This is a genomic window from Gilliamella sp. GillExp13 (assembly GCF_001690815.1).
GTDB lineage: Bacteria > Pseudomonadota > Gammaproteobacteria > Enterobacterales > Orbaceae > Gilliamella > Gilliamella bombi.
Map to the genome: position 1 here is coordinate 1 of NZ_LZHJ01000008.1, position 6,404 is coordinate 6,404.

Sequence of the window (6,404 nt, forward strand, 5' to 3'; positions counted from 1 at the left end):
AGAACAAGAATATCAATCATGCGGTTAGGCTATCTATATAGTCCGCATACCACTGCATCATCTCACGACGCCCCTCCAAATATTGTGCGTGATTGTAAATACCACGCACATTCCCTTCTTCGTGATTTAATTGTTTTTCTATCCAGTCACGATTAAAACCATGCTCATTTAATACACTTGAAAACTGATGCCTAAAGCCGTGCCCAGTTGCACGGTTAGCAAATCCCAATCGTTTTATTAAACCTAAGATAGCGCCGTTAGACATGTGTTTTGAACTACTATTTCTACCAGAAAAAACATATTCTCCCCGCCCTGTAATTGGTTGTAAAAATTTCAGAATATTAATAGCTTGATTAGATAGCGGAACTACGTGAACCCTTGATTTTTTCATTGATTCTTTTGGTAGTATTATGTATTTTTTCTCAAGATCAACATACTCCCATTTGCAACTCAATAATTCCATGGTCCTGACAGCAGTTAATATTAATAATTCTGTAGCATAACGAACTAAAATATTACCCGAATACGATTGTAACGCTTTCATAAATTCACGCATATCATCTTCCATTAAAAACGCATAGTTTTCTGGTGTATGTGTGACCATAGCTTTAGCTAATTCACGCGCGGGGTTGTTTTCAGCTCTTTCGGTAATAATTGCATATTGAAAAACCTCAGTACATCGTTGACGCATCTTTTTTGCAATTTCCAATGCGCCTCTATTTTCTATTTGTTTTAAACAGTTTAACATTTCTAGAGGCTTGATTTGCGCAATATCCATATCGCCAACGAACGGGAATATATCTCTTTCAAAATACCGAATAATCATTTCTCTGGTATTGATAGACCAATTCCGTTTTTTTGTATCAAACCATTCAAGGGTTATTTTTTTAAAAGTATTTCCTTGCGCGATATTAGCAAGTAAAGTTTTTCTTTTTCGCTCAACAGCAGGATCTTTGCCGTAAGCAAGCATCTGCCGAGCTAATTCTTTTTCGTTGCGTGCATCAGATAAACTAATATACGGATACTTACCGATCGTTAGCGTTTTTCTTTTGCCGTTGAACTGATAATCATAGCGCCAAGATTTAGTTCCTGTAGGTGTGATGTATAGATATAGGCTTTCAAAGTCTGGCAACTTGTACGGTTTTTCTTTTGGTTTTGCTGATTCAATGGCTTTTACAGTTAGCATAATTACGGTATTTTTGGTCACGGTATTAAAATATACCGTAAATATACCGTTTAAATGTTTGCGTTGTCAATCGTTTAGAATCGTGTTTAGTCGTATCGAAATACCTTAAAACACTGTTAAAATAAGGCTTAAATCGTAGAATGTCGTTTTTAATCTTGTTTGCGATTTCGACCCCAGCAGGAATCGAACCTGCAACTAGCCCTTAGGAGGGGCTTGTTATATCCATTTAACTATGAGGTCATAGGGCTGTACATTTTAATAAATTTTATTAGATAATGCCATTTAAATAACGAAAAATTTTCTATTTAAAGTAATCATGATACAATCACATCATAATTAACCTCATTACTTTTAATCGAAGATACTATGAAAAAACGAATTGTTGGTATGATGTTTTCTGTAATGGCACTCACAAGTTGTGCTACTTATCAAGCCGAAACTAATTCCTATAGTGATCCGTTATCAGGTTTTAACAAAACCATGTTTGATGTTAACTACTATGCGCTTGATCCCTATGTTTTGCGTCCTGCCGCAGTAGCTTGGAAAGATTATGTTCCGTCTCCTGTTCGTACAGGTGTAGTTAACTTTTCATCTAACCTTTCTGAACCGGCTTCAATGGTGAACAACTTATTACAAGGTGACGTTCATAAAGCTGGTACACATTTAGCACGATTCTTTTTAAATACCGTTTTCGGTTTTGCTGGTTTGATGGATGTTGCTAGCATGTCTGATCCGCAATTACAAAAAGGCGGCAAACGAACTTTTGGTGATGTTCTTGGTCATTACGATGTACCTTATGGTCCTTATGTTGTACTTCCATTTTATGGTTCAGCAACATTGAGAGAAGAAGGTGGTGGTATTGTTGACACCCTTTATCCTCCACTTGTTTGGATAGATTGGCAATGGATGTTGGCACGTGGTGTAATTAATGGTGTTGAAGCACGTGCAATGGCAATCGAGTATGAAGATCTGATTAAAAATAGCGATGATCCTTATAACTTTATGCGTAATGCTTACTTCCAGCGTAATGACTTTATCGCATCGGGTGGTAAAGTAGATGAAAATAAACAGAAACAACGTGAAGAATCGATTAATGATGTTATTAATGATATCGATTCACAATAACTTTTGTTAAATTATACGCTTTTATTAAATCATGTTAAAAACCGCCGTTAATTGGCGGTTTTTTATGTTCTTTTATTTATGATGATACTAATTTGATCATTTTTTATTTACATATTTATTTTGAGATTGATTTCATTTCTGGCAAATATTGCCAAAATCGGCTTGGCATTTGCTGACGTTGTAATTTAGGATTGATTCGTTCTTTTATAGTTAATGCATTACAATAGCGTAACCACATATTCTGAAATAGTACTTCGTCCTTAGATAGATAATGTTGATTCACCTGACTATTAATAATCAGATCATCTTTATCAACGAGCGAGATCGGTTCAATACTGTGTAAATTATAGATATAACCATATTTGCGCTTTTCATCATATATAACCCACTTTTGATCGGCAAAACGATCTTTAAAAAATTTAAGAACCAAAGGCAATACGTTATAAATAGGAGCAATATTCGAAAAATAGATCTTATCTTCCCTTTTATTAGGCATTGTCGTATATTTAAGAGGATTGTCAATTGCACTAAAACGTACAAATTGCATTATACGATGTCGCTCCCGACTAACTTTTTTGGCAATATCATGTACAGATAACACATCTTTATCCGCAAAATCCGTTTCAATTGATTTAGATGATTTGAATACCTTGCAAATATAACGAAAAACAATTAAATCACTTTCAGGCAATTCTGATAGCCAAACATACATTAAATGACGAAGCGCCACTTTACTAATCTTATTAATTAACGCCAAACGTACACGCTCATATTTAAGATCACAAAATTCAACATTATGCCTATTAGACACTAATAGCGGTTGAACCTGCCCAATAGCCAACAGGCATTCAGGCATCTTTTTGAGTTTAAAAGCATCAAATACCGCACATAGCAATCCTTCAAAGCTTTTATCATAATAAAACGCCAACATGTCTACCACTCCATGACTAATTGCTGTGAAATATTATCTTGTTTATCTTCTAACAAAGGCGGATCTTGCAACGATAGTCGGATATATTCGGCCGAAGAATCAAGCAATTTAAATTTTCTCATTTCATGACAAACAACAAAAAATTTTGCTCGCTTTAAAACAACACCAATACGTTTAAGCGCATCAAAAGTAAGCTTACGATGACGTCTTGCCATCACAATTAACTTGGCCGATTTAACACCGATGCCTGGCACTCGCAAAATTTTTTGATAGCTATCACGGTTAACATCAACGGGAAAAAACTGCGGATTACGGATAGCCCAAGCCAGTTTAGGATCAACGCTTAAATCAAGATCAGGATATTGATCATTAACAATTTCATCAACATTAAAATCATAAAAACGCAATAACCAATCGGCTTGATATAAACGATTTTCTCGCACTCTTGGTACATCTTGTACAACAGGCAACCGCTTGTCGTAACCATTCACAGGAATAAACCCCGAATAATAAACTCGTTTCATACTTGGTCGTTTGTAAAGCTTGGCGGTTAATTGTAAAATCTGTTTATCGGATTCATCGGTTGCGCCAATAATAACTTGAGTACTTTGCCCAGCTGGTACAAATTTGGGGGCAGTGCGAAATTTTTTGCGATCTTCGATATTTTCTAACACATTTTGATGTATTTGACGCATAGGCTGATAGATACTTTGATGATCTTTATCAGGTGCTAATAATTTAAGATTTTCTTCAGTTGGAATTTCTAAATTAACACTCATTCTATCAACCAATAAACCTGCTTGATTAATTAACTCATTACTAGCACCAGGAATCGCTTTCATATGAATATAGCCATTAAAACCATATTCATTTCGCAAAATTTTTACCACTTTAATCATTCTTTCCATGGTATGATCTGGACTTCTTACAATGCCTGAACTAATAAATAAACCTTCAATATAATTACGGCGATAAAATTCAATGGTCACATCAGCCAACTCACGGGGTGTAAAACCTGCTCTTGGAATATCATTACTTTGACGATTAATACAATAAGCACAATCAAACATACAATAATTAGTGAGCATAATTTTAAGTAACGAAACACATCGCCCATCGGCAGTAAAAGTATGACAAATACCAGACTTATGTGCACTACCAATGCCTTTACCTTTATTACCTCTTGAAGCGCCACTTGATGAACAAGAAATATCATATTTTGCCGATTCAGCTAATATCTCAAGTTTAGTTATCATTTTTTCGTTCATATTGTGCCCATTAAAATAACTGTTTATATATACAGTGTATAATAATCATATAAAGCTTAGCAAGTAAATATTGTCGACAAAATCACTGTTACCTACGCTACGTAGGCAATTCTATTGATTTGATTACTTTTATATAAAGAATTAAGGCAATATCAAAAGATATGAATAAAAACATGGTAAGGTATTGTTCAGCTTACAACTGTACGCTATAATCAACAAACTTTTTTATATGAAGCCAGATAACTTAGGAGCTAAATAGTAAATGAAACGAGTTGTAATTACAGGGTTAGGAATTCTTTCAAGTATTGGGAATAATACTAAAGAAGTCTTAGAATCACTAAAAGTAGGTCGTAGTGGTATTACCTTTTCTCAAGAAATGAAAGACAGCGGAATGCGTAGCCATGTATGCGGAAATGTAAAACTTGACACTACTGGTCTCATTGATCGCAAAGTTGTTCGTTTTATGAATGATGCTTCTATTTACGGTTATCTTGCTTTACAACAGGCTATTGAAGACGCAAAATTAACCCCTGAACAAGTCTCTAACCCTCGTACAGGCTTAATTGCTGGTTATGGTGGCTCAACTAAAACACAATACAATGTAGTAGCTGGAATGAAAGAAAAGGGATTACGAGGTGTAGGTCCTTATGCTGTAACCAAATCAATGTCATCGGCGATTTCGGCTTGCTTAGCAACTCCATTTAAAATTAAAGGGATTAGCTACTCAATGACATCTGCTTGTGCGACATCAGTTCACTGTATTGGTCACGCTGCTGAACTTATTCAACTTGGCAAACAAGACATCGTCTTTGCGGGTGGTGGTGAAGAACTTTGCTGGGAAATGTCTTGCGAATTTGATGCCATGGGCGCTTTATCAACAAAATATAACGATAACCCAGAAAAGGCATCACGTGCTTATGATAAAAACCGTGATGGTTTTGTTATTGCTGGCGGTGCAGGTATGGTTGTGGTTGAAGAATTAGAACATGCGCTTGCTCGTGGTGCTCATATTTATGGCGAACTGGTTGGATATGGCGCAACATCAGACGGTCATGACATGGTTGCCCCATCAGGTGAAGGTGCAATGCGCTGTATGCAACTTGCCATTCAAGATTTAGAAGTACCAGTTGATTACATCAACACCCACGGCACATCAACCCCAGTTGGTGATGTCAAAGAATTATGGGCAATCAAACAAGTATTTGGCGATAACATCCCTGCTATTTCTTCAACCAAATCAATGACTGGTCACTCATTAAGTGCAACAGGTGCGCAAGAGCTTATCTATTCATTATTAATGTTAGAACATGGCTTTATTACACCAAGTATCAATATTGATGAACTTGATGAAGCAGCAATCGGCATGAACATTATTACTGAACCAACCGAGCGTGAACTAACAACAGTCATGTCAAATAGCTTTGGTTTTGGTGGCACTAATGCCTCAATTGTAATGAAAAAATATAAAGCCTAATAAGTAAATTTAATTAATATCAACCAATAAAAAACCGTTCTAGATTGAACGGTTTTTTTGTAGGCCTGGATTCAAACATGAAGTGCAATTTTAAACACGGTGGAGTGAAGAAAGTAGAAAGGTGATTTATACTAGCACCTTCGCACCACCACAGTTTGGAGATTGCTATGTATTATAATCACCTTTCTAGGAAGGAAAGATACCAGATTTTCGTATTATTACAAGCCGGAAAGAATAAAAAAGAGATAGCCCAGCTACTCAATAGACATCCTTCGACAATAAGTCGAGAGATAGAAAGAAACTCAAAACCTAATCAAGCCTATCAAGCACATGATGCGGTAACCCTAGCTAAGAAAAGGCGAAAAAACAGCGGTAATGGTAAGCCAATAGAGTCTTCGGTATGGCGCCAAGTTGAAAAAT

The 6,404-nt window shown here is 35.9% G+C and carries 6 protein-coding genes and 1 tRNA gene; 3 read left to right on the forward strand and 4 right to left on the reverse strand.

Going from position 1 to position 6,404, the window contains the following annotated elements; genetic code table 11:
• Window positions 1-16: 16 nt before the first annotated feature.
• Both A9G37_RS00700 and A9G37_RS00705 read right to left on the reverse strand, forming a co-directional pair.
• Window positions 17-1,207 (reverse strand): tyrosine-type recombinase/integrase, encoded by a 1,191-nt coding sequence (locus A9G37_RS00700; protein WP_218059267.1) that lies wholly within the window; start codon window positions 1,205-1,207, stop codon window positions 17-19.
• Between the two features lie 147 nt (window positions 1,208-1,354).
• Window positions 1,355-1,426, reverse strand: a tRNA-Arg gene (locus tag A9G37_RS00705).
• A gap of 126 nt (window positions 1,427-1,552) precedes the next feature.
• On the opposite strand from A9G37_RS00705, the gene A9G37_RS00710 reads away from it, so the two are divergent.
• Window positions 1,553-2,311: an MlaA family lipoprotein gene (locus A9G37_RS00710; RefSeq protein WP_065574325.1), complete on the forward strand. Its 759-nt coding sequence runs from the start codon at window positions 1,553-1,555 to the stop codon at window positions 2,309-2,311.
• A gap of 115 nt (window positions 2,312-2,426) precedes the next feature.
• Here the strand turns inward: A9G37_RS00710 and A9G37_RS00715 are convergent, their stop codons facing one another.
• Together A9G37_RS00715 and A9G37_RS00720 are read right to left on the reverse strand one after the other, a co-directional pair.
• Window positions 2,427-3,242, reverse strand: coding sequence for a TIGR03915 family putative DNA repair protein (locus A9G37_RS00715; protein ID WP_065574326.1), 816 nt, complete (start codon window positions 3,240-3,242; stop codon window positions 2,427-2,429).
• A 2-nt stretch (window positions 3,243-3,244) separates the two neighbouring features.
• The gene (locus A9G37_RS00720) at window positions 3,245-4,510 is read right to left on the reverse strand and encodes a putative DNA modification/repair radical SAM protein (protein ID WP_065574327.1); all 1,266 of its coding nucleotides are present in this window, start codon (window positions 4,508-4,510) and stop codon (window positions 3,245-3,247) included.
• A gap of 262 nt (window positions 4,511-4,772) precedes the next feature.
• On the opposite strand from A9G37_RS00720, the gene fabB reads away from it, so the two are divergent.
• Together fabB and A9G37_RS00730 are read left to right on the forward strand one after the other, a co-directional pair.
• Entirely contained in the window at window positions 4,773-5,984 is a 1,212-nt protein-coding gene (gene fabB, locus A9G37_RS00725) for a beta-ketoacyl-ACP synthase I (protein ID WP_065574328.1), read from the forward strand.
• A 167-nt stretch (window positions 5,985-6,151) separates the two neighbouring features.
• Window positions 6,152-6,404 (forward strand): helix-turn-helix domain-containing protein (locus tag A9G37_RS00730; RefSeq protein WP_065574329.1); only part of this gene is annotated, 253 nt, incomplete at its 3' end.